This window comes from Mesorhizobium sp. M1169 (assembly GCF_040318345.1).
Taxonomy (GTDB): domain Bacteria; phylum Pseudomonadota; class Alphaproteobacteria; order Rhizobiales; family Rhizobiaceae; genus Mesorhizobium.
This window is the reverse complement of record NZ_JAMYME010000010.1, coordinates 61622-82139: the sequence shown is the minus strand read 5'-3', so window position 1 is coordinate 82139 and position 20518 is coordinate 61622. Positions and strand designations below refer to the sequence as shown.

At 61.8% G+C, this 20518-nt stretch carries 24 protein-coding genes and 1 tRNA gene; 10 read left to right on the top strand and 15 right to left on the bottom strand.

Annotated features, from left to right (window positions below; genetic code table 11):
- Nucleotides 1–12 precede the first annotated feature (12 nt).
- The 7 genes from NKH41_RS12950 (at nt 13) to NKH41_RS12920 (ending at nt 6130) form a co-directional block, all read left to right on the top strand.
- A complete protein-coding gene (locus tag NKH41_RS12950; protein WP_352682029.1) occupies nt 13–576 on the top strand; it encodes a polysaccharide biosynthesis/export family protein in 564 nt (187 codons plus the stop codon).
- Nucleotides 577–588: 12 nt separating this feature from the next.
- A complete protein-coding gene (locus NKH41_RS12945; protein WP_352932812.1) occupies nt 589–1713 on the top strand; it encodes a glycosyltransferase family 4 protein in 1125 nt (374 codons plus the stop codon).
- A gap of 116 nt (nt 1714–1829) precedes the next feature.
- Complete coding sequence (locus tag NKH41_RS12940; protein ID WP_352932809.1) at nt 1830–3365, top strand: undecaprenyl-phosphate glucose phosphotransferase; 1536 nt, start codon at nt 1830–1832, stop codon at nt 3363–3365.
- Nucleotides 3362–4651 carry an O-antigen ligase family protein gene (locus tag NKH41_RS12935; RefSeq protein WP_352932806.1) on the top strand — a complete coding sequence of 430 codons (1290 nt, stop codon included), beginning with the start codon at nt 3362–3364 and terminating at the stop codon, nt 4649–4651. Before NKH41_RS12940 ends, NKH41_RS12935 begins: the two co-directional genes overlap by 4 nt.
- A gap of 36 nt (nt 4652–4687) precedes the next feature.
- Nucleotides 4688–4764: transfer RNA gene (locus tag NKH41_RS12930), tRNA-Pro, on the top strand.
- A gap of 790 nt (nt 4765–5554) precedes the next feature.
- Nucleotides 5555–5788, top strand: coding sequence for a hypothetical protein (locus NKH41_RS12925; RefSeq protein ID WP_352932803.1), 234 nt, complete (start codon nt 5555–5557; stop codon nt 5786–5788).
- A 147-nt stretch (nt 5789–5935) separates the two neighbouring features.
- Nucleotides 5936–6130 carry a hypothetical protein gene (locus NKH41_RS12920; RefSeq protein ID WP_023674517.1) on the top strand — a complete coding sequence of 65 codons (195 nt, stop codon included), beginning with the start codon at nt 5936–5938 and terminating at the stop codon, nt 6128–6130.
- 38 nt (nt 6131–6168) lie between these two features.
- On the opposite strand, the gene NKH41_RS12915 is transcribed toward NKH41_RS12920, so the two are convergent.
- Both NKH41_RS12915 and NKH41_RS12910 read right to left on the bottom strand, forming a co-directional pair.
- Nucleotides 6169–6627 (bottom strand): YbaK/EbsC family protein, encoded by a 459-nt coding sequence (locus NKH41_RS12915; RefSeq protein ID WP_352456594.1) that lies wholly within the window; start codon nt 6625–6627, stop codon nt 6169–6171.
- A gap of 119 nt (nt 6628–6746) precedes the next feature.
- A complete protein-coding gene (locus tag NKH41_RS12910) occupies nt 6747–7025 on the bottom strand; it encodes a helix-turn-helix domain-containing protein (RefSeq protein WP_023674515.1) in 279 nt (92 codons plus the stop codon).
- Between the two features lie 317 nt (nt 7026–7342).
- On the opposite strand from NKH41_RS12910, the gene NKH41_RS12905 reads away from it, so the two are divergent.
- A complete protein-coding gene (locus tag NKH41_RS12905; protein WP_352932800.1) occupies nt 7343–7534 on the top strand; it encodes a hypothetical protein in 192 nt (63 codons plus the stop codon).
- A gap of 126 nt (nt 7535–7660) precedes the next feature.
- Here the strand turns inward: NKH41_RS12905 and NKH41_RS12900 are convergent, their stop codons facing one another.
- From NKH41_RS12900 to NKH41_RS12870, 7 genes are all read right to left on the bottom strand, one after another.
- Entirely contained in the window at nt 7661–8002 is a 342-nt protein-coding gene (locus NKH41_RS12900) for a hypothetical protein (RefSeq protein ID WP_352932798.1), read from the bottom strand.
- 74 nt (nt 8003–8076) lie between these two features.
- Nucleotides 8077–8619 (bottom strand): MerR family transcriptional regulator, encoded by a 543-nt coding sequence (locus NKH41_RS12895; protein WP_023674511.1) that lies wholly within the window; start codon nt 8617–8619, stop codon nt 8077–8079.
- Nucleotides 8620–8864: 245 nt separating this feature from the next.
- The gene (locus NKH41_RS12890; RefSeq protein ID WP_023717292.1) at nt 8865–9188 is read right to left on the bottom strand and encodes an integration host factor subunit alpha; all 324 of its coding nucleotides are present in this window, start codon (nt 9186–9188) and stop codon (nt 8865–8867) included.
- Nucleotides 9189–9292: 104 nt separating this feature from the next.
- Nucleotides 9293–10264, bottom strand: a complete 972-nt coding sequence (locus tag NKH41_RS12885; protein ID WP_352932795.1) for a beta-ketoacyl-ACP synthase III — start codon at nt 10262–10264, stop codon at nt 9293–9295.
- Between the two features lie 9 nt (nt 10265–10273).
- Nucleotides 10274–11344 carry a phosphate acyltransferase PlsX gene (gene plsX / locus NKH41_RS12880; RefSeq protein WP_352472001.1) on the bottom strand — a complete coding sequence of 357 codons (1071 nt, stop codon included), beginning with the start codon at nt 11342–11344 and terminating at the stop codon, nt 10274–10276.
- A 123-nt stretch (nt 11345–11467) separates the two neighbouring features.
- Nucleotides 11468–12016, bottom strand: a complete 549-nt coding sequence (locus tag NKH41_RS12875; protein ID WP_352926085.1) for a YceD family protein — start codon at nt 12014–12016, stop codon at nt 11468–11470.
- Between the two features lie 40 nt (nt 12017–12056).
- Nucleotides 12057–12596: a ubiquinol-cytochrome C chaperone family protein gene (locus NKH41_RS12870; protein ID WP_352501523.1), complete on the bottom strand. Its 540-nt coding sequence runs from the start codon at nt 12594–12596 to the stop codon at nt 12057–12059.
- Between the two features lie 114 nt (nt 12597–12710).
- Between NKH41_RS12870 and NKH41_RS12865 the strand changes: the two genes are divergently transcribed.
- On the top strand, nt 12711–13244 hold the full coding sequence (locus tag NKH41_RS12865; protein WP_352682041.1) for an outer membrane protein assembly factor BamE: 534 nt from the start codon (nt 12711–12713) through the stop codon (nt 13242–13244).
- Nucleotides 13245–13367: 123 nt separating this feature from the next.
- Here NKH41_RS12865 and NKH41_RS12860 read toward each other — a convergent pair whose 3' ends face one another.
- Together NKH41_RS12860 and NKH41_RS12855 are read right to left on the bottom strand one after the other, a co-directional pair.
- A complete protein-coding gene (locus NKH41_RS12860) occupies nt 13368–15509 on the bottom strand; it encodes a sodium-translocating pyrophosphatase (RefSeq protein ID WP_352501522.1) in 2142 nt (713 codons plus the stop codon).
- Nucleotides 15510–15760: 251 nt separating this feature from the next.
- Nucleotides 15761–16261 carry a DUF2165 family protein gene (locus tag NKH41_RS12855; protein ID WP_352932792.1) on the bottom strand — a complete coding sequence of 167 codons (501 nt, stop codon included), beginning with the start codon at nt 16259–16261 and terminating at the stop codon, nt 15761–15763.
- Nucleotides 16262–16340: 79 nt separating this feature from the next.
- Here NKH41_RS12855 and NKH41_RS12850 point away from each other — a divergent pair, with 79 nt between their 5' ends.
- The gene (locus NKH41_RS12850) at nt 16341–16574 is read left to right on the top strand and encodes a hypothetical protein (protein WP_023674502.1); all 234 of its coding nucleotides are present in this window, start codon (nt 16341–16343) and stop codon (nt 16572–16574) included.
- A 27-nt stretch (nt 16575–16601) separates the two neighbouring features.
- Here NKH41_RS12850 and NKH41_RS12845 read toward each other — a convergent pair whose 3' ends face one another.
- The 4 genes from NKH41_RS12845 to osmF are packed head-to-tail and all read right to left on the bottom strand — an operon-like array spanning nt 16602 to nt 20413.
- Entirely contained in the window at nt 16602–17351 is a 750-nt protein-coding gene (locus tag NKH41_RS12845) for an ABC transporter permease (RefSeq protein ID WP_352472006.1), read from the bottom strand.
- Nucleotides 17348–18286: an ABC transporter ATP-binding protein gene (locus NKH41_RS12840; protein WP_352932789.1), complete on the bottom strand. Its 939-nt coding sequence runs from the start codon at nt 18284–18286 to the stop codon at nt 17348–17350. Before NKH41_RS12840 ends, NKH41_RS12845 begins: the two co-directional genes overlap by 4 nt.
- A complete protein-coding gene (locus tag NKH41_RS12835) occupies nt 18283–19458 on the bottom strand; it encodes an ABC transporter permease (protein ID WP_352501519.1) in 1176 nt (391 codons plus the stop codon). The genes NKH41_RS12840 and NKH41_RS12835 overlap by 4 nt, the downstream gene beginning before the upstream one ends.
- A 43-nt stretch (nt 19459–19501) precedes the next feature.
- Complete coding sequence (gene osmF / locus NKH41_RS12830; protein WP_352682048.1) at nt 19502–20413, bottom strand: glycine betaine ABC transporter substrate-binding protein OsmF; 912 nt, start codon at nt 20411–20413, stop codon at nt 19502–19504.
- Nucleotides 20414–20518 lie beyond the last annotated feature (105 nt).

Below are 20518 nucleotides of genomic sequence, written 5' to 3'. Positions count from 1 at the left end.
ACGTGTCCGCTCATGAAAAGCACTGCTCCCCTTTTCCGCGCGCTGCTTGCCGTATCGATGCTTTCGGGCTGCTCCAGCTACCGGCCGACGCCGGCCGCATTCCATGAAGTTCTCGACCAGCCCTATCGCCTCGGCGCCGGCGACCGCGTCCGCGTAACCGTGTTCGAGCAGGAAGGACTGACCAATACCTACAGCGTCGATCAGTCCGGCTATCTCTCGCTGCCGCTCGTTGGCAACGTGCCGGCGCGCGGCCACACCGCCCAACAGCTTGAAAGCGAGATCGCCGAGAAACTGCGCCAGGGTTATTTGCGGGATCCCGATGTTTCGGTAGAAATCGATCGCTACCGGCCGATCTTCGTCATGGGTGAAGTGGGTGCGGCGGGGCAGTATTCCTACGTTCCAGGCCTGACCGTGCAGAAAGCCGTCGCCATCGCCGGCGGGTTCACGCCACGCGCCAACCAGGAAAGCGTCGACATTACCCGCGACATCAACGGCAAGGTGATAACCGGACGCGTGGTGATCTCCGACCCGCTGCTGCCCGGCGATACAGTCTATGTTCGCGAACGCCTGTTTTGATGTGCTGACAAAGTGGCGGACACACTCAGGATCGTCCACTGCTTTCGCTCACCGGTCGGAGGCATCTTCCGGCATGTGCGCGACCTGACCGAGGCTCAGGTCGCCGCCGGCCATGCCGTCGGCATCGTCTGCGATTCGACGACGGGCGGCGATTTCGAGGAACAGCTGTTCGAACAGATGAAAGGCAGCCTGGCACTCGGCATTCACCGCACCCCGATGCAGCGGCATGTCGGGCCAGGCGATCTCGCCTCGGCCCGGCGCACCTATAGGATCATAAAAGAATTGCGGCCGGACGTGCTGCACGGGCATGGCGCCAAAGGTGGCGCCTATGCCCGTCTGTTCGGCTCATTGTTACGGGTATCCAGGTCTCGCGTAGCCCGCCTTTATTCGCCGCATGGCGGCTCGCTTCACTATGACGAGACCACCGCCATGGGGAAGCTGTTCTTCGCGCTCGAGCGCTTCATGGCTCGCTTCACCGATTGCCTGCTGTTTGTTTCCGATTATGAGCGGCGGACTTATCGCAGGAAGGTCGGCGAGCCGCCCATTCCGAACGCTCTCGTCCACAACGGCCTGCGCGCCGCCGAGTTCGAGCCGGTGCGGACCGAGCACAATGCGGTTGACCTCCTCTATATCGGCATGATGCGCGATCTCAAGGGCCCGGACATCTTCATCGATGCGCTGGGGCTAGCCGCGACACGGCTCGGCCGCCCATTGAAAGCGCTGATGGTCGGCGACGGCGACGACCTGGCGCGCTATCGCGCCCAGGTGAATCAGCTCGGCCTCGAGGTCAGCTTCCTGGCGCCGATGCCGGCCAGGCTCGCCTTCAGGCTGGCCGAACTGGTCGTCGTTCCCTCGCGTGCGGAAGCCATGCCCTATATAGTTCTGGAAGCGCTCGCCGCCGGCAAGCCGATCATCGCGACGGCGGTCGGCGGCATACCGGAAATCTTCGACACCGGCTCACCTGTCCTGATCCGGCCCGACCCGCGCGAACTTGGCGACAAGATAAGCGCCGCATTGGCCGATCTCGACACCTACAAAGGCCTGATGCCCGGCCTCGCCGACCTCAAGGCACGCTTCGGCGCCGATGTAATGGCCGCCGAAATCGAAAAGGCCTATTTCGCCGCGCTCAAAAAATAGAGCAACGGGTTTCCACCGGGCTGCTCCTGGTGAAAGCGTCTCCAAAGCCATCCGTTGTTTCAAGGGTTTCTTAGCTCTCTTTTGCTATTCACCTGAGGGAAACCTGCGGACGCCCCATGAACGAAATCGACCCAGCGCGCCGTTTTTCGCTAGACGCGGTGCGCAAATTCGACGCCCCTGCCGAGAACAATACGGCCGGCGGCATGAACGATGTTGCCCGCCAGGTCGCCTCGCAATACCGGCGCGATACGATGTCGCCGATCATGGTGAGCGGCGTCCTGCGCATGGTGGAATTCGCGCTGCTGTTGGTGTCAGGTCTTGCCGTCTATTTCTATTATGTCGGCTTTTTCAACTATCTTGCCTGGCAATACTCACTGACGATCGCCGCCACTTCGTTCCTCGCGGTCGTTCTGTTCGACGTCACCGACCGCTACCAGATCGTCGCGCTGATGCTGCCGATCGCCAATTTCGGCCGTCTCCTGCTGGTCTGGGCCGGAACATTCGCCTTGATGGCGCTCACCGCCTTCACCATGAAAATGTCGGAAGACTATTCGCGCCTGCTCTTCGGCACATGGTTCGTCGTCGGTTTCGTGCTGATCCTGGGTCTCCGACTGGTGATGTCGAAGCTGATCCGGCGCTGGGCGCGCGACGGGCGGATGGAGCGCCGCGCCGTCATCGTCGGCGGCGGCAAGGCGGCGGAGGTATTGATCCGCTCGGTCGAAAGGCAGCCCTACAACGACATCCGCATCTGCGGCATCTTCGACGACCGCGGCGACAAGCGGTCGCCGCCGGTTGTCGCCGGTTATCCCAAGCTCGGTACAATTTCCGAACTCATCGAATTTGCCCGCATCGCGCGCATCGACATGCTGATCGTATCGCTGCCGCTGACCGCCGAATCGCGCGTGCTGCAGTTATTGAAGAAGCTGTGGGTGCTGCCGGTCGACATCCGGCTATCGGCGCATTCGAACGCGCTGCAGTTCAGGCCGCGCGCCTATTCCTACATCGGCTCGGTGCCGATGCTCGATATTTTCGACAAGCCGATCAACGACTGGGATTCGGTCGCCAAGCGCGCCTTCGACATTGTCTTTTCGATCATCGGCATCATCGTGTTCTCGCCGGTGATGCTGGCGACCGCAATCGCGATCAAACTCGACAGCAAGGGGCCGGTGCTGTTCCATCAGAAGCGGCACGGCTTCAACAACGAGATCATCGACGTCTACAAGTTCCGTTCGATGTATACCGACAAGGCGGACCCGACGGCCAAACAGACCGTGACCAAGAACGATCCGCGCGTCACCCGCGTCGGCCGCTTCATCCGCAAGACCTCGATCGACGAACTGCCGCAGTTTTTCAATTCGCTGTTCGGTTCGCTGTCGCTGGTCGGGCCGCGCCCGCACGCCATTGCCGCGCAGTCGCACAACCTCCTCTACAATGAAGTGGTCGACGGCTATTTCGCCCGCCACAAGGTCAAACCCGGTGTGACCGGCTGGGCGCAGATCAATGGCTGGCGCGGCGAGATGGACACCAACGAGAAGATTCGCATGCGGACGGAATACGACCTCTATTACATCGAGAACTGGTCGCTCTTGTTCGACCTCAGAATCCTGTTCCTGACGCCGATCCGCCTGCTCAATACGGAAAACGCGTATTGAGCGCGACGGCCTATGAATTGCCCGCGACGGCGGTCAACGCCAAGCTGATTGCATTGATTGCTTCGGGGGCGGTTTTCCTCGGTGTTTTCCTGTCGGGCTTCGTCATCGATGAACCGGCGCCATACGACCTCTATATGGTCGGGCTGATCGTGGTGTGGCCCTTGTTCGGCCTGCGCATACAACGCGCGGCGGTGCCGCTGCTGGTGCTGCTGGTGATCATGAACATCGGCGGCATGATCTCGATGACGCAGATGTCGGACCTCGCCGGCACGCCGCTCTATCTCGCCGTCTCGCTGTTCCTGGCCTTAACCGCGGTTTTTTTCGCTTCGGTAACGGCGGTCCGGCCCAGTCTCTACCGGGTGATCTTCGTCGCCTATGTGGTATCGGCAGTGCTGACTTCGCTGGTCGGCATAGCCGGCTATTTCCATGCCTTTCCAGGAGCGGAGATCTTCACCAAATACGACCGTGCCGCCGGCGCCTTCCAGGACCCGAACGTGTTCGGTCCGTTCCTGGTGCTGCCGGGCATCTACCTGCTCTATCTGCTGCTTACCGGCTCGGTCGCGCGCATGCCTCTATTGGCTATGCCGCTGCTGATCATCACCGCCGGCATCTTCTTTTCCTTTTCGCGCGGCGCCTGGGGCATGTTCGCCGTTTCGGCGATCCTTTTGACCGGTGCGTTGTTCCTGCAGAGCGCCAGCGGCAAGTTCAGGCTGCGCGTCGTCGTCATGACCCTCGCCGCCGTCGGACTGCTGATCATCGCAATGATCGTCATCCTGCAACTGCCAGGCGTCGCCGAAATGTTCTCGAACCGCGCACAGCTCGAACAAAGCTACGACACCGCCCGGCTCGGCCGCTTCGCCCGCTATACGATCGGCTTTCAGATGGCACTGGAGCATCCTTTCGGCATCGGCCCGCTCGTCTTCGGCAAGATCTTCGGCGAGGACACGCACGACATCTGGCTGAAGATGCTGATGGATTACGGCTGGCCCGGCTTCGTGTCGTTCCTGACGCTGACGTGCTGGACGATCGCCGCCGGCTTCCGCATTCTGCTGCGCGACCGGCCGTGGCAGCCTTATCTTCTATGCGCCTACGTCGCCTTCATCGGCAATATCGGGCTCGGCACCTTCATCGACATCGACCACTGGCGCCATGTCTACCTGCTGCTCGGCTTGATCTGGGGTGCCATCGCGCTCGAATACCGCCACCAGTGGCAGCTGCGGGCGACGCAGCGACCGGCAATCCCCGTCGCGGTTGCTTCAGGCAGGACAGCAACCGAATTCGGTTGACCGGACCCGGTCTATCACGATACATCGCGACCGGTCCGGAGTGTAGCGCAGCCCGGTAGCGCACTTGACTGGGGGTCAAGGGGTCGTCGGTTCGAATCCGGCCACTCCGACCATTAAAATCCAAAGGCTTAGCCAGTTTTCCCCCAAACTGGCTGTACAGACAATAGCCGCACTGCAACCAGCGCAACATACGCAGGCGCGTGATCTCATCGAGGGAACCGATCACGCATCACTCGTGCGCGAGGCACGGAGGCTGGCGTCTAGCCAGAAGCCCACCGAGAAACCGCGCGGTAATGGCTAGGTAAGCTTTGCTGCGTACGCCAACCTTTATCGTGAGCCCGTATTCCAGCTTCAATAAGAAAAGGTCCCGCCGCACATGCCAGAACGGCGGGACTCGATCAGGCGCCTTGCATCAGGCAGGGTGACTCGGGGGTTGGGCATGCCCGGTGCGCGCGGATCGTACTGGACCCTAGGCGCATCAGCTGCAATGCGTCCACCAACCGTCGGTTGGAAAGAACTAATTCAATCCCGACGGCTGGCCTGGCCTGAACAGGCGCGCGCTCAAGGCTCAGTTTCTTCCCGGGGAGGAGCTTTTTGGTCAGGACAATCAGGATAGGGCAATTCTTCACACGGAGAGGGCCTGTCGCCAACGCTGCGATAATGTTCCGCGAGTTTTGCGAAACCGTAGGCGAAGGCGAAAAGAAGCGCGAGGACAACCGCTATTCGGACGGCCATACCGTATTGTAGCAGGATCCTCCCATTGGAGCGCGCGGCGTTTTGGTACGTTTGAATGTTGAGTTCGAAAAAGGTTGGCTGTAGTTGAACTGCCGTCGTCCGCAGTTGTAAGGGCGAGCGGACGCTTCGAAGATGCCACGCGCTTTCGCCCTTTCCGGGAGAGATGCAATGTCGCTTCAAGGGGTTGCCTGTCCTGCCGATCTGACCATGTTGACCAAGGCACTCGATGCCCGATGCCGTGAATTAGGCCTCGCTGATGGAGATCCAGGCAGAGAGCTGCTCGGCCGCAGGGTGATGGATTTATTTGAAAGTGGTCAGCTCAGCGCCGAAGATTTGAGACTGGCTCTGAGCGGCGAGATCTTTAACGCCAAAAATCCTCCGGCCGGAACCAGTGGGCTTTGATACGGCAAGCGGGCTACCGCGCAACCATTTGAATTACTGGCCCAGCGTCGGCTTCCGTGTGCGCAGGAGCGCGTGTGAACAAATGTGATTTTGCGGTCGGTGCCAGACGGGCTAACTTTACCCATCGAACGAAAGAGGAGAATGATCATGAAGACATTCCTCGCAATAGCCGCGGCACTGACCATGTCCATATCAGCTGCCTCTGCGGATTGCCCCGCGCATTCCAAGGTCCAGGCATCGGTCGACACGCAGACGAAGACAGCAAGCGTCGAGAAGGCCGATATGTCGACTGTCACGGACGCTCAGACGATCAAGAAAGAAGAGCCACAGAAGACCGAATAGCGGTAACGCTCAGCGGATCCCACGACCCGGATAAATGGCTACTGGCACACATCCACCCACTCGGCGTCGACGAGTTCGGCCAGGCGTTGCGGGCTGAGCCGCACGGCGGCATTCGTCGCGCCTGCCGCCGGGACGACCTCGTCAAAGGCGCGCAGCGAGATGTCGCAGTAGACCGGGAGCGGCGCCGGTAGGCCGAACGGGCACACCCCACCGACGGGATGATCGGTCGCGGCGAGCACCTGCTCGGCGTCCAGCATTCGCGCCTTGCCACCAAACCGGTCCTTGAATTTGCGATTGTCCAGCCTGGAGATCCCGCTGGCCACGATCAGCATCGTCTGGTCGCCGGCGCGCAAGCAGATCGTCTTGGCAATCTGCGCCGGCGCTACGCCATGCGCTTCGGCGGCCAAAGGCACCGTCGCCGAGCTTGCCTCCGTGACGATGACATCAATTTCGGGCGCGTGTGCGGCGAAAAAGGCGCGAACGGATTCGAGGCTCATCTCCGGCAATTTCCGTCTGGCGTCGCCGTGGCGGCCGACAAGTCCACTACGTGGCCGAAAAAACGAAGCCCGCCAGGGCGACCCATGGCGAGCTCGTGGAATAAAAGCATGACACGTCGCTACGACACGGATCGCCTTTTGGCAGGCAACACGGCTTCATCAAACAGAGCGCTTTCCGGAAGTTGAAGCGCGGAGGCAATACGCCGACGTTTCGAGGGATCGGCATCCTTGCCGCTTTCAATGTCGGCAATCTCATAGGCTGCCAGCCCGCACGCCAGGGACAGTTCTTCGATGCTGTATCCACGGGCTTCCCGGGCGGTTCGGACGGCACTGCGTTCAGGCGTAACCGCGCTCGCCGCCAGTTCGGAGTAAGGTTCGCGTTTTGCTATTTGGGGCATTGGCAACTCCGTGGGATGAAAGAGTTAGATCAAATCATGTTGTTGCCTGAGACGATCGGGAGAATGCCCGCTCGGCGGTGATTTGCCAAGCATCAAAGATAGCGTCACGGCATCGTGAACCGACGCCGGAATGGATGGCGGATGCCGGCGAGCTGACATCTGGCCGGATCGTCAGCAGACACAGTTCGGAAACGAAATTCTACAGGCCGGAAAAACTGCCGAAAAACTCCAAGGCGATAGTCCCAACCGCAGCGCTCGAGTCACCGACCTGAATCAGTGACGCTCAAATTCCGCCTGCGCAAAAAGGAAACGATGTCATGACGAAGCCTCTTCTCTCCGCCCTTGGACTTGCAATCGCACTTGCCCTCTCGATGCCGATCATCGGCGCAAGCAGCGCGAATGCGACGACGATGCACACCACCGTCAAGAAGCATCACCGCCATCACTACCATCACCGCGCCCACCACTACCGCCACCATCACAAGAAGGTTGTCGCGAAGAAGTACTGAAAACACCCTCGGGCGAACAACCCGCAGTCAGCCGTTCTGGTCCTGGATCAAGGGCGGCGCGCTTGCCGGGTTTGCCGTGTCGGCGAAAAATGGCGGCGGTCCGCTGACCACCGCCATTTGCTTTTCTTAACGTGCCGACCTTGAACGCGCTCGCGGTGCTTGTTGCTGCCGGCCGCCGAGGAACAGACTGGCGACGAGCCCGACCAGAACCAGCCCGACAGCGGCCGCCGTCGCCGGGTGATCTCGGGCGGTCTTCTCGATCGCCCGGCTTTGCCTTCTGATTGCCGGCAAGGCGTCGCCGAGGCGCTCAGTGATATCCGAATAATAATCCGACGCGGTATCGCGCCCGTCTTCGTAAAAGGCGCCGCCCTGCTTCAACACGGCTTTCTTCAAGGTGGCCAGTTCCCTGGCCAAGGCCGCGACCTGCTTGTTGAGATCGGTGTCGGAGATGCTCGAAAGCGATGCCATGACGTGCTTCCTTCATCTGCAGAAGGAAGCCTAACGCATGACCCTGAAGACCGTTCCGGTCAACCCGGCGGGCTCTAGCGAACCTGATCGAGCAGGCGCTTGCATTCCAGGAGGTCGAACAGCGCCTCCTGCAGCAACGCGCGATTGTCACGGGAAAGTTTTGACGTGTCCGGCGGAACCGGACCTTCCTCGTCGGTCTTGCCTATACCGAAAAAACGACGGCTGGGTTTCACCCTCGGCTGGCCAACCAGCATTTCGTCGTCCGGGCCGCGCGGCTGCGCCGCTTGCGTCAGCGGTACCGTGTCGGCCTGTCGGCGCTGCGAGATCGCCTCGACCGCCGCCATGTCGCCACTGCCGACGGCGATCAGAAACTGGTTGCCGTTCTCGCGCAACAGCTTCTGCACGCCCTTGATCGTATAGCCCTGGTCGTAGAGCATATGACGAATACCCTTGATCAGTTCGACGTCCTGCGGACGGTAGTAGCGGCGACCGCCGCCGCGCTTCATCGGCTTGATCTGGTTGAAACGCGTCTCCCAGAAGCGCAGCACGTGCTGCGGCAAATCCAGATCCTCCGCGACCTCGCTGATGGTGCGGAAAGCATCAGGGCTCTTGTCCATGGACGAATCCTCACGCTAGAGCATGATCGCGAAAGGCGGGAACCGGGTTCGGGCGACATCACGCTTAACAAAGAGAGTAGCTTTCCGTCCCGGCGGAACGGATCACACCCAAATACCGATCCGGCCTACCGAATCGCATCTTATTTCAGCGGTTTATGAAACAATATTCAAGCCCGGCGCAAAAGCAGGGTTCATTTTTCAACCGAAGCCTGGAGCATGATTCTTGGCAAAGGGGGATTGGGCGGCTACTTGCTGCCCTTGGCTTTGCTGTTTTGATGGGAGCGCAGGATACGGTTCTTCAGTACGTTCGACGACTTGAAGGTCATCACCCGGCGCGGCAGGATCGGCACTTCCTCACCGGTCTTGGGATTGCGCCCGATGCGCTCGTTCTTGGAGCGGACGTGGAAAGTCGCGAAGGACGACAGCTTCACCGTCTCGCCGCGAACGATCGCCTCGCAGATCTCATTCAGCACCGCCTCGACAAGCTCGGCCGATTCAGTACGTGACAGCCCAACCTTGCGGTAAACGGCTTCGGCGAGGTCGGCGCGCGTAAGTGTCTTTCCCCCCATACGAACCGTCCCATCAGCTCAAAAACATAAATCGATACAAGCAACGGCAGAACCTAAGTAATTGATCCGTCAAGGTCAAGGACCCGAACCCGATAGTTCGGCACTTACCAGCGGAGCAGGACGGCACCCCAGGTGAAGCCGCCGCCCATCGCCTCGAGCAGTACCAGGTCACCCTTTCTGATGCGACCGTCGGCGACGGCTGCGGACAGTGCCAGCGGCACGGAAGCCGCCGAGGTATTACCGTGCAAATCGACGGTCACCACCACCTTCCGCTCCTCTATCCCAAGCTTTTTGGCCGAAGCGTCAATAATTCGTTTATTGGCTTGATGCGGCACGAACCAGTCGAGATCGGCGGCGCCGATGCCGGCCTGTGCGAACGTCGCCTCGATGACGTCGGTGATCATGCCGACCGCATGCTTGAACACTTCGCGGCCTTCCATCCTGAGGTACCCGACGGTTCCGGTGGTCGACGGCCCACCGTCGACAAAAAGCTTGTCCTTGTGGATGCCGTCGGAGCGCAGGCTGGCCGCCAGAACGCCTCGGTCGGCGATGCCGCCTGCCCCCGTGCCTGCTTCCAGCACCATCGCGCCGGCGCCGTCGCCGAACAAAACGCAGGTCGAGCGGTCGTTCCAGTCGAGAATACGCGAAAATGTTTCCGAGCCGATCACCAGTACCCGTCTGGCCAAGCCGCCGCGGATATAGAGGTCCGCGGTCGTCACTGCATAGACGAAGCCGGAGCAGACCGCCTGCAGGTCGAAGGCAAAACCGTGGTGCATGCCGAGCCGGTTCTGGATCTCGACCGCGGTCGCGGGAAAGGTGTTGTTGGGCGTCGAGGTCGCCAGCACGATCAGGTCGATGTCGTCAGCCGTCAGGCCGGCACTGTCGAGGGCCGCGCGCGCTGCCGCCTCGCCCAGCGAGGCCGTCGTCTCGTCGTCGGCCGCAATGTGGCGCTGGCGAATGCCGGTGCGCTGGACGATCCACTCGTCCGACGTCTCGACCATGCCTTCGAAATCGGCATTCTTCATAATGCGGCGGGGCAGCGCGGCGCCCGTGCCGCGCACGACTGATCTGATCAATGCTCTTTCCTATTCCTTTGCGTCGATGACGACGTCGGATTTCCGGATTGTCTGGGCATTCGGATTGCGGGCATGGAACAGGTCGAGATCCGCTTCGATGCGGTCAAGCAGATTGTTGCGCACCATGTCGTAGCCAAGCTCGATCGCCGCCGCGAAGCCATCCGAATCAGCCCCGCCATGGCTCTTCACCACGATGCCGTTCAATCCGAGGAAGACGCCGCCATTGGAGCGGCCGACATCCATCTTCTCGCGCAGGCGATCGAAGGCGGTCTTGGCGAAGATATAGCCGATCCTGGCCATCAGCGTCCGGTTCATCGCCGCGCGCAGATAGCCGGCGATCTGCCTGACGGTGCCTTCCGCCGTCTTCAGCGCAATGTTGCCGGCAAATCCCTCGGTAACGACGACGTCGACACTGCCCTTGCCGATGTCGTCACCCTCGACAAAGCCATGGTAGTTCATCGAGGCCATGTTGGCCTCGCGCAACATACGACCCGCCTCCTTGACCTCTTCCTGACCCTTGATCTCCTCGACGCCGACATTGAGCAGCCCGACGCTCGGCCGTTCGATGCCGAAAACCGAGCGCGCCATGCCGGTGCCCAGAATGGCAAAATCAACCAGTTGATGCGCATCCGCGCCAATGGTGGCGCCGACGTCCAGCACTACGCTCTCGCCGCGCAATGTCGGCCAGAGCGCCGCGATTGCCGGGCGATCGATGGTCGCCATGGTGCGAAGGCAGAATCTGGACATTGCCATCAGCGCGCCGGTATTGCCGGCCGAGATGCAGGCGTCGGCAGTGCCTGCCTTGACCGCCTCGACGGCCTTCCACATCGATGACTTCCAGCGGCCATGGCGCAGCGCCTGGCTCGGCTTGTCGTCCATCCGCACTGCGATCTCGCAGTGCACGAACTCACTCACTTCCGCCAGCTTGGGGAATTTGGCGAGTTCGGGCCGTACCACTTCTTCGCGCCCATAAATGACGAAGCGTATATCCGGACGGCGGGTGGCGACAGTCATGAGCGCCGGGATGACCACGCTTGGCCCGTGATCGCCGCCCATGGCATCGATGGAAATCCTGATCACGCGGTGTTCATCTCACGGTTGATTGGCCAGCGGGCTTGCCAAGGTGCGGGGCTCGCGAAGGTTCGGCGAAAATAACGGTTTTGGGCTGCCGCACAACCAACTTTTCTCAAATTGGGTCAGCCATCAGGATTTTCCCAACAGTGATCTGAGCTTTTGCTGGAATTCATTCTCCACAGGCTCGGCATCGCCGGCGGCCTCCAGCGATACACCCGGCTTGCGCGGATATGGATCGATCGCCAAGCCAAAGAACTGCTCGGCAAGCGCCCCGACGTCGATCGCATCGCCGGAAAAGGTTTCCGGGCTGTCGGGGCCTTCGGCGTCGAGCAGAATCTCACCGCCGCCGTCGAAACCTTGCCGCCCGAGCTTGGATTGCTCCGGCAGGAACAGCGCTTCGACCGGCTCGTCGATATGCGCCTCGACCGGGTCGAGGGTGACGATGCAGGCCTGCGTTATATCGGCCTCGACATGGCCGCTGACTTTCACTCCGTTGCGTTTCCAGGGCTCGACCAGGAGTTCGGCGCGATAGTTCTCGACCGAAAGCAGCTCGTGCTCGAGGGCCAGCAGGGCGCGCTGCCCAGCGTCGGCATCGATCACCACCGGCAGCCCCTTTTGCGGCAGCCGGGCGACATTTGCCAGGAATGACACTGGGCTGTGGGTATCAGGGTGTTTCATCTTCGCCTCCACTTCGCCACCTTCATCGGCCTGCCGTCGCTCAAGCGTTGGCCACGGGAAATGACACCGTTCCGGAAACGATCGATTCGGTCGGCTGTTCCGCGAGTTGCCTTGATGCATCGGCGGCATAGAGTGCCAGTTGCGACGCTTGCGGCCAGGCGCCGGCATCCGGCCTGACATTGCGGGCAAGGGCGACGGCGAGTGCATCATGGTCATTTCTTTGCAGCGCATCATCATAGGCGGCGGTACGGCCATAGAACATTTTCGCCAGTTTCCGCATTCGCTTCGGCACGCCGACGTCGCCAATGCCCAATTCACGCAACGAATGTTCGACATCCATGAAGAACTCGTCGATCAGCACCTGCGCAACCTCTGCCGCAGCACCGCCCTCGCCGCGCAACCGGTGCTGGAACAGGAACATGTGCAACGACAGCATCTCGAAGCGGCCGAGCGGCGTGTCCGGTACGTTCCAGGCGGAATAAAACACCGTTTGCCGCGCCGCCGCCACGATTTGTGCGTAAAGCGCCTCGGTGATGGCGCGGTTGGCATGTCGTTCGCGGCCAAAGAGGCGCTGGAACATTTGAGGGTGGTCTCCCGGGACCGTTTGTTGAAGTGGCCTTGTTGCATCGGCAAGCAAGCTGGTTTACCGGTTTTGCGGCCCAGCGCAAGTTGCGGCCAGCTTATGGAGTTGTAGTTGCGCGCGCTGAAATTCAAGTCGACTTTCCTGCCCAGGCCCGGCGGTGCGGTTTCGCTGCTGGTGATCGCTGCGGCACTTTCCGCCTGCAATTCGTCCAAGATGATCGGCGATCTCAATCCGAGCGAGACGCTGACGCAAGGCTACGTCATAGACCAGCAGGCGATCGACCTGGTGCCGGTCGGCTCAAGCCGCGAACAGGTGCTGCTGGCGCTCGGCACTCCCTCGACGAAGGCGACCTTCGATAACGAGGCCTTTTATTACATTTCTCAGACGCGCAAGCGCTATGTCGCCTTCGACAAGCCGCGGCTGGTCGACCAGCATGTGCTGGCGGTCTATTTTGGCGATGACGGGCGCGTCACCCAGATCGCCAATTACGGCTTGAAGGACGGCAAGGTGTTCGACTTCATCTCGCGCACCACGCCGACCGGCGGCAAGGACCAGAACTTCCTCAGCCAGATCATCAGTGGCGCCAGCAAGCTGGCGCCTGGTATTCCCGGCGCCAGCGGCGGCAGCACGCTCGGCGGCAGCTGATCCACCCGAGGGTGTCGGCTTCCTTCCGTTCCTTTCGCTTCCCTGTAAGCGGCATATCTCAGGCAATGAAGAACCCGCGGGAGCGATCCCGCGGGTTTTGTTTTAAGGCCATAGCGACCGAGCTTAGCCGTGCGCGAGAACGGCCAGTAACAGCAGCGCGACGATGTTGGTGATCTTGATCGCCGGGTTGACCGCTGGGCCGGCGGTATCCTTGTAGGGATCGCCGACCGTGTCGCCGGTCACCGAAGCCTTGTGCGCTTCGGAGCCCTTGATGTGCTTGAGGCCGTCCTTGTCGACGAAACCATCTTCGAACGACTTCTTGGCGTTGTCCCAGGCGCCGCCGCCGGAGGTCATCGAGATGGCGACGAACAGGCCGTTGACGATGACGCCGAGCAGCGAGGCGCCAAGCGCGGCAAAGGCGGATGCCTTCGAACCGGAGATCAGGAGGACGCCGAAATAGACCACCAGCGGCGCCAGCACCGGCAGCAATGACGGAACGATCATCTCCCGGATCGCTGCCTTGGTCAGAAGGTCGACGGCGCGCGCATAGTTCGGCTTCGAGGTGCCTGCCATGATGCCCGGATCCTCCCGGAACTGCTTGCGCACCTCCTGGACGATAGCACCCGCGGCGCGGCCGACGGCGGTCATGGCGATGCCGCCGAACAGATACGGGATCAGGCCACCGAAGATCAGGCCGGCGACGACGTAAGGATTGGAGAGGTCGAAGGAGACGTCGCCCATGCCCTGGAAGTAGGGGTATTTGTCGCCATTGGCGGCAAAGAACTTCAGGTCGTTAGAGTAGGCCGCGAACAGCACCAGCGCGCCGAGGCCGGCCGAACCGATGGCGTAGCCCTTGGTTACCGCCTTGGTGGTGTTGCCGACAGCGTCGAGCGCGTCGGTTGACTGGCGCACTTCCTTGGGTAGGCCGGCCATTTCGGCAATGCCGCCGGCATTGTCAGTGACCGGGCCGAAGGCATCGAGCGCGACGATCATGCCGGCGAGGCCAAGCATCGTCGTCACCGCGATCGCCGTGCCGTAGAGGCCGGCGAGCTGGTATGTCGAGATGATGCCGCCGACGATGACGATCGCCGGCAACGCCGTCGCTTCCAGCGAGACCGCGAGGCCCTGGATGACATTGGTGCCGTGACCGGTGACCGAGGCCTGGGCGATGGAGTTCACCGGACGCTTGTTGGTGCCGGTATAATATTCGGTGATCACCACGATGAGGCCGGTCACCGCAAGGCCGACAAGGCCGCAGATGAACAGGTTCGTGCCGGTGATGGTCATGCCGGCGACGGTGCCGATCTCACCCCAGCCGATGCATGCCGAGGTGGCCACGGCAAGGCCGACAATTGACAGCAGGCCGGTGACGATCAGGCCCTTGTAGAGCGCGCCCATGATCGAGCCGCTGGAACCGAGCTTGACGAAGAAAGTGCCGACGATCGAGGTGAGAATGCAGGCGCCGCAGATGGCCAGCGGATAGAGCATGGCCGCGCCGAGAACGTCGGTGCCACCGAAGAAGATGGCGGCGAGGACCATGGTGGCGACCACGGTCACCGCATAGGTCTCGAACAGGTCGGCGGCCATGCCGGCGCAATCGCCGACATTGTCGCCGACATTGTCGGCAATGGTGGCCGGATTGCGTGGATCGTCCTCGGGAATGCCGGCTTCAACCTTGCCGACAAGATCGCCGCCGACGTCGGCGCCTTTTGTGAAGATGCCGCCGCCGAGACGGGCGAAGATCGAGATCAGCGAGGCGCCGAAGCCGAGCGAAACAAGCGAGTCGATGACGACGCGATCGTTTGGCTGCAGACCCATGAACTGGGTCAGGATCAGGTAGTAGATCGAGACGCCGAGCAGGGCCAGGCCAGCAACCAGCATGCCAGTGATGGCGCCGGACTTGAAGGCGATCTCGAGGCCGGCAGCGAGGCTGTTGGAAGCCGCCTGCGCGGTACGCACATTAGCGCGCACCGAGACGTGCATGCCGATGAAGCCAGCGGCACCCGATAGAACGGCGCCGATCAGGAAGCCGATGGCGGCGGTGATCGAAAGCAGCCACCAGGCAAGCAGCAGGACCACGACGCCGACGATGGCGATGGTGGTGTACTGGCGCGCCAGATAAGCCTGAGCGCCTTCGCGGATGGCCGCGGAAATTTCCTGCATGCGTGCATTGCCCTGATCGGCCGCGAGGACCGAACGTGTCGCCCAGATGGCGTAAAGGACTGAAAGCAGACCGCAGGCGATGACAGCTGAAATTATGGTCATTGCCGAATTTTCCTCGATTGGTGGCCCAAAAGAACCCCTCCCCGGGCCGTTGAGACAGGGGACGAATTTTCCGCAACCGGAATCCGTCCCTTCGCAGCGGCTTATGCGAAACAGGGCTCGGAACGTCAAGATATTGTTCCGTTCCTGTCCGGCTTTCGCCCAAAAGATCCCGGGTTTCGCCCAAAAGGCTGGACGGCAGCGCCTGTCGACACTGCCATCCGGTTAGATCGGTTGAAATCGGCGAACAGTGGTCAGGCTTGACGCGGGTCGCCGTCCGGCTGGACGACGAAGACCAGCACCAGCAGCATGGTGATGTAAAATTTGAACGCCGCCTCCTGACCATTCCAAGTCGAAGACTGCCACATGGCGAACCACTCGCCGCCAACGACCATGAAGCCGAAATACCAAACGAGGAAGCCCATTGTGGCGGCAATGATGGCGAACTTCTTGGCATCGTTGAAAGCCTGTCCGCTGGCGTTGCGCGCCTGCCAGAGTTGCCAGGCGGCGATTAGGTAAAGCAGGCAGGTCAGAGCCTCGCCAATGATGATCAGCCAGTAGCCAGCCGTCCACAGCGACGGGTTGATGATCGAGCGGTACATCAGTGCATTGCCGGGAAAGGTCGTATCCATGCTCAGCACATGCTGGACAAAGGCGAAGTTTGAGCCGTAATCGGTGATGTTGCCGAAGGCGACGAGGAAGGCGAAAGCCGCCAGACACAAACACATGACGATCTTGGAGAAACGCGCGGTCATGGCAAGAACTCCTGCTGAAAGATCGGGGCATCGCACTCATCAATCGCCGAGTCCCGAAGATCGCGCAACGGGTGGGCCAGTGATCATCGTGCTCACAGCCATCGCGAGACATTATGCCGGCAAGCAAGACATTGCCGAGACTGTCGAAGCCCTCGATCTCGACAGTGATTGCGCGGTGGGCGACTTGGTCTCTGTGGTTAGAGCCGACACACAGCACGATTTCGCCATCATCCGCCGCCGCTGGATCACCGGCGAGACGGGCACAACGCTGGAACTGACGCTCGATCATCCGACGCGGTCGACCGGCCACTGAAAAAAGAGCGAACTTCGCCCCGAGACGCTACTCGGGCTCGCGTCCCATGCGCCGGGCGGTGTAGCGCTCGACCGCCGACAGCCCGTCATAGATCAGCACGGCAAGGGCGGCGACGATCAGGCCACCCTGCAGGATGAAGGCGAGGTTGTTCGACAGCAGGCCTGCGATGATCACCTCGCCCAGTGTCCTCGCCGCTACCGTCGAGCCGATGGTCGCGGTGGCGAGGCTGATCACCACCGACAGCCGGATACCACCGAGAATGATCGGCGCGCTGAGCGGCAGCTCGACCTTGACCAGTCTTTGCCAACCGGTCATGCCGGCGCCACGCGCCGCCTCGACTACGTTGGCCGGCAGCGTCGTCAGGCCGGTCAGCGCATTCTCGAAGATCGGCAGCAGTCCGTAGAGAAACAGCGCAATCAGCGTCGGCTTTTCGCCGAAGCCGACGGCCGGCACGGCAAGCGCCAGCACCGCCACCGGCGGAAAGGTCTGGCCGATATTGACCAGGCTGCGCGACAGCGGCAGGAATTCGGCGCCGGCTGGCCTGGTGACCAGAATGGCCAGCGCGACCGCAACGACCGTCGCGGCAACGGTCGCGATCAGCACGGTCCGCAGATGCAGCAGCGTCAACGTCAAAAGGCTGCCCTGATTGTAGATTACCGGCGCGTTGTTCTCTGTCAGCGGCTTCAGCAGCGGTTCGAACCAGCCGGGATTGGTGACGAAGGCAATAAGCACCACCACCAGGGCAAGCCTGAGCAGCAAGGGAAGCCAGGCTTTCATGCCGGCCTCGCCGCTCGCTTAACCAGCCCGTCCACAGTGACGCGGCCAAGTGGCTTGCCGTCGGTATCTTTCACCGGAAGTGCCGGGCGGCCCGACCACAGGAGTTCGGCGAGCGCGTCGCGTTGGCTGGCGTCACCGGGGATCGCCTCGCCTTCGGCCGTGCCTTTTTCCACCGCGTCGCGCACCCGGCCAAGCGACAACAGCCGGAACGGTTTTTCACTGGCGCCAACCAGGGTCTCGACAAACGCGCTGGCCGGTTTCGCCAGTATCTCGGCCGGCGCGGCATATTGCACTACTTTGCCGCCATCCATCACCGCGATCTTGTCGCCCATGTGAACGGCCTCTTCCATGTCATGGGTGACGAGGATGATGGTGGTGCCGAAGCGTTTCTGGATCGCCAGCAGATCCTCCTGCGCCTTGTTGCGGATGATCGGATCGAGCGCGCCGAACGGCTCATCCATCAACAGCACGTTGGGTTCCGCGGCAAGCGCCCGGGCGACGCCGACGCGCTGCTGCTGACCGCCGGAAAGCTCATGCGGATAGCGTGGCCCGTAGGCTTGCGGGTCGAGCTGGTATAGCGTCATCAGCTCGTCGACGCGGGCCTTGATGCGGTTGGCGTCCCAGCCGAGCAATACCGGCACAGTGGCGATGTTCTGCGCCACCGTGCGATGCGGAAACAGCCCGTGGCCCTGGATGGCATAGCCGATGCTGCGGCGCAGCTCATAATCCGGGACCGAGCGGTTGTCGACGCCGTCGAGCTTGATCACGCCCGATGTCGGCTCGACCAGCCGGTTTATCATGCGAAGCAGCGTCGTCTTGCCGGAGCCGGAGGTGCCGACGATGACGGCGATGCTGCGCGGCTCGATTACTATCGACACGTCGTCGACGACTGTCGTCTCGCCGTAGCGCTTGGTGATGCCTTCGATCTCGATCATGCCGTCTCAACCCTGCGCTTGCTTGCGCTCATTTCGATCACTGCATCGAGGATGATGGCAGCGGCGAAGGCCAGCACCACCGTCGGAACAGCACCGAGCAGCACCAGGTCCATCGCCGTCTGGCCGACCCCTTGGAATACGAACACGCCAAAGCCGCCGCCGCCGATCAACGCGGCAATCGTGGCGAGGCCGATATTCTGCACCAGCACGATGCGGATGCCGGTGAGGATCACCGGGAAGGCCAGCGGAAACTCGACGCCGAACAGCCGCTGGCGGTCGGTCATGCCCATGCCGCGCGCTGCGTCGTTGGCGGCACGCGGCACACCGGCAAGGCCGACCACGGTGTTGGCCACTACCGGCAACAGTGAATAGAGGAACAAAGCGACGAAAGCCGGCGCTGTGCCGATGCCGCGAATGCCGAGCGCGGCAGCACCCGGCACATGCGAAGCGACCCAGCCGAGTGGTGCGATCAAGAGGCCGAACAGCGCGATCGAAGGAATGGTCTGGATGATGTTCAGCACGTTGAGCACGCCGGCCCGCAATTTCTCGACGCGATGGCAGAGGATGCCGAGCGGCAGGCCGATAATCACCGCAGCCGCCAGCGAACCCAGCGCCAGCGTCACGTGCTTGGAGCCTTCCGCCCAAAAACTATCAGCGCGATTGAAATATTCCTTGAGGATCGACAGGCTGTTCCAGCTTCCCGAGACGAGCAGCAGCCCGATCGCCGCGGCGGCGACAACAAGCACGCCGATGCGTGCCTGCGGCGACAGGTTCAGCCGCGTAAGCACGTCGGCGAGCAGAAGCGTGAAGGCGAAGATAAGCAGCCAAAAGCCCGAAGCCGGCGAGATACGGGCGAAGGTGTTGCCGGCGGGTGTCAGGAAACTGCCGGCGACGCCGATCAGCAGCGCCAGCGCTGCAAGCGCAACCACACTGGCGGCGAGGCGCAGAGCAAGCGGCGTTTTCAGCAGCGCAATGAGCGCCGCTGCGACGACAATCGCCATCAACAGCGGACCGACCGTCGCAGGCAAAGATTCGAGGATCGAGCGCGCCTCGCCGGGTACGATGCGATTGGCGCGGAAGGTGGCGAATGGCGCCGCAAAAGCCGCATAGGCCGATATCGCCGCGATGACCACGCCGAGCTTGTCGAACCGGATGCGCACGCCCTCCCCCATCGGCCGATCCGGCGCACCTCGAAAGCGGAGCGCCGGAATCGCCTTACTTCAGGAAGCCGTTCTTTTTCAAAAAGTCCTCGGCGACGCCCTTGACCGGCTCGCCGCCAACCTGCACGCGACCATTCAACTCCTGCAACGTGACGAGATCGAGCTTGGCGAACACCGGCTTCAGCAGCGTCTCGATCTCCGGATGCTCCTTCAGCACCGCCTCGCGGATGATCGGCGCCGGCTGGTAGACCGGCTGCACACCCTTGTCGTCCTCAAGCACGACGAGGCCGGAGGGCGCGATGCCGCCGTCGGTGCCATAGACCATGGCGGCGTTGGCGCCGTTGGTCTGGTTGGCTGCGGCGGCAATTGTCGCCGCCGTGTCGCCGCCCGACAGCGTGATCAACTGGTCCGGCTTCAGCGTGAAGCCATAGGTCTTCTGGAAAGCGGGCAGCGCGGCCGCCGAATTGACGAACTCGGCGGAGGCCGCCAGCACCACCTTGCCGCCGCCCGAGACATATTTGCCGAAGTCGGAAAGGGTGACGAGCTTATTGGTATCGGCGACCTCCTTGCGCAGGGCGATCGCCCAGGTATTGTTCGCCGGTGACGGTGACAGCCAGACGATCTTGTTGGCGTCGTAGTCGAGCTTCTTGGCAGTCTCGTAGGCCTTGGCGGCGTCTTTCCACACCGGATCATCGGCCTTCTCGAAGAAGAAGGCGGCGTTGCCGGTGTATTCCGGATAGATGTCTATCTCGCCGGCTGTAATCGCCTTGCGCACCACAGGTGTGCCGCCGAGTTGGATGCGGTCGGTGGTCTGGATATCGTTGGCGTTCAGCACCAGTTGGATGATATTGCCGAGCACGCCGCCCTCGGTGTCGATCTTCGACGACACCACCACCTGGGCACTCGCCGAGGCCAACGCAACTCCGAGCGCCAGTACAGCGCCGGCCAGAACCTTGATTGAAAACATCTCACAAATCCCTTGCTGTGAACCGGAATACGGCTGCCGCATATGAGCATGGCTTCGATGCCCCGTCGGGGTACACGGTTTCATAAGAAAGGGGATGGGCGCAAT

Coding starts and splice junctions, on each gene's coding strand:
- NKH41_RS12950 (WP_352682029.1), top strand. CDS start 13: ATGAAAAGCACTGCTCCCCTTTTCCGCGCGCTGCTTGCCGTATCGATG.
- NKH41_RS12940 (WP_352932809.1), top strand. CDS start 1,830: ATGAACGAAATCGACCCAGCGCGCCGTTTTTCGCTAGACGCGGTGCGC.
- NKH41_RS12925 (WP_352932803.1), top strand. CDS start 5,555: ATGTCGCTTCAAGGGGTTGCCTGTCCTGCCGATCTGACCATGTTGACC.
- NKH41_RS12920 (WP_023674517.1), top strand. CDS start 5,936: ATGAAGACATTCCTCGCAATAGCCGCGGCACTGACCATGTCCATATCA.
- NKH41_RS12915 (WP_352456594.1), bottom strand. CDS start 6,627: ATGAGCCTCGAATCCGTTCGCGCCTTTTTCGCCGCACACGCGCCCGAA.
- NKH41_RS12910 (WP_023674515.1), bottom strand. CDS start 7,025: ATGCCCCAAATAGCAAAACGCGAACCTTACTCCGAACTGGCGGCGAGC.
- NKH41_RS12905 (WP_352932800.1), top strand. CDS start 7,343: ATGACGAAGCCTCTTCTCTCCGCCCTTGGACTTGCAATCGCACTTGCC.
- NKH41_RS12900 (WP_352932798.1), bottom strand. CDS start 8,002: ATGGCATCGCTTTCGAGCATCTCCGACACCGATCTCAACAAGCAGGTC.
- NKH41_RS12895 (WP_023674511.1), bottom strand. CDS start 8,619: ATGGACAAGAGCCCTGATGCTTTCCGCACCATCAGCGAGGTCGCGGAG.
- NKH41_RS12890 (WP_023717292.1), bottom strand. CDS start 9,188: ATGGGGGGAAAGACACTTACGCGCGCCGACCTCGCCGAAGCCGTTTAC.
- NKH41_RS12875 (WP_352926085.1), bottom strand. CDS start 12,016: ATGAAACACCCTGATACCCACAGCCCAGTGTCATTCCTGGCAAATGTC.
- NKH41_RS12870 (WP_352501523.1), bottom strand. CDS start 12,596: ATGTTCCAGCGCCTCTTTGGCCGCGAACGACATGCCAACCGCGCCATC.
- NKH41_RS12860 (WP_352501522.1), bottom strand. CDS start 15,509: ATGACCATAATTTCAGCTGTCATCGCCTGCGGTCTGCTTTCAGTCCTT.
- NKH41_RS12855 (WP_352932792.1), bottom strand. CDS start 16,261: ATGACCGCGCGTTTCTCCAAGATCGTCATGTGTTTGTGTCTGGCGGCT.
- NKH41_RS12845 (WP_352472006.1), bottom strand. CDS start 17,351: ATGAAAGCCTGGCTTCCCTTGCTGCTCAGGCTTGCCCTGGTGGTGGTG.
- NKH41_RS12840 (WP_352932789.1), bottom strand. CDS start 18,286: ATGATCGAGATCGAAGGCATCACCAAGCGCTACGGCGAGACGACAGTC.
- NKH41_RS12835 (WP_352501519.1), bottom strand. CDS start 19,458: ATGGGGGAGGGCGTGCGCATCCGGTTCGACAAGCTCGGCGTGGTCATC.
- osmF (WP_352682048.1), bottom strand. CDS start 20,413: ATGTTTTCAATCAAGGTTCTGGCCGGCGCTGTACTGGCGCTCGGAGTT.